Here is a 1,151-nt window from a genome sequence, read left to right as displayed (position 1 = left end):
GCCGCACCACCCCGGCGCCCCTAGCGGTCGTCTGGGAGGCGTTCGAGCACGCCGGCCTCCCACCGGACCGGCTGGCCGGCGAGCCGACCGGCGTGTTCCTCGGCCTCAGCTACGACGAGTACATGCAGCGCCTGGCCGGCCAGCCCGAGGAGCTGGCCGGCGGCATCCTGACCAACGGGCACTGTGTGGCCGCCGGGCGGATCTCGTACCTGCTCGGCCTGCACGGCCCCGCCGTCAGCGTCGACACCGCCTGCTCGTCGGGGCTCGTCGCGGTGCACCAGGCCGCGCAGGCGTTGCGCGACCGGGAGTGCGACGTCGCGGTCGCCGGCGCGGTCAACCTGATCGTCGACGAGCGCACCACCCGCGAGTTCACCCGGTTCGGCATGCTCTCGCCGACCGGGCGGTGCCGCGCCTTCGACACGCACGCGGACGGCTTCGTCCGCTCGGAAGGCGCGGGCGCCGTCGTGCTCAAGCGGCTCGGCGACGCGCTCCGCGACGGGGACCGGATCATGGCCGTGGTACGCGGCTCGGCCGTCAACCAGGACGGCCGCTCCGACGGCCTTTCCGCGCCGTCCGCCGAGGCGCAGGAGGCCGTCTACCGGGCCGCGCTGGTCCGCGCGGGCCTCGACGCGAGCCAGGTCGGCTACGTCGAGGCGCACGGCACGGGCACGCGTCTCGGCGACCCGACCGAGCTGGCCAGCCTGTCCCGCGTGTACGGCGGCCAGGGTCGGGCGGTCGCGATCGGCTCGATCAAGAGCAACATCGGGCACCTCGAGCCGGCGGCCGGCATCGCGGGCCTGATCAAGACGGTGCTGGCCCTGGACTACGGCCTGATACCGGGCAACCTGCACTTCACCGGCTGGACCCCGGGCACCGACCCGTCGGCGGCCGGGCTGTTCGTGCCGACCGGCACCACCCGCTGGCCCGACAGCGCCGCCGTGCGCCGGGCCGCGGTCTCCTCGTTCGGCTTCTCCGGCACCAACGCGCACGTCGTGCTGGAGGAGGCGCCGAACCTGCTGTCGTCGCCGGTCACGCCGCGCTCGACCGGTGAGCCCGAGGTCGTGGTGATCCCGGCCGGGTCGCGCGAGGCGCTGCCGGCCGCCGCCGAGCGGGTCGCGGACTGGCTCGACGGCGACGGGCGGGACGTGCCG

1 protein-coding gene is annotated in these 1,151 nt (G+C 75.6%); it reads left to right on the top strand.

Annotated features, from left to right (window positions below; all coding sequences use genetic code 11):
- Positions 1-1,151: beta-ketoacyl synthase N-terminal-like domain-containing protein (locus AB0H87_RS41970; RefSeq protein WP_360159486.1), on the top strand; the 1,151-nt coding region annotated here is incomplete at both ends.

It is taken from the genome of Asanoa sp. NPDC050611, from assembly GCF_040654855.1.
Taxonomy (GTDB): Bacteria; Actinomycetota; Actinomycetes; order Mycobacteriales; family Micromonosporaceae; genus Asanoa.
This window is presented reverse-complemented; position numbering and strand designations above follow the sequence as displayed.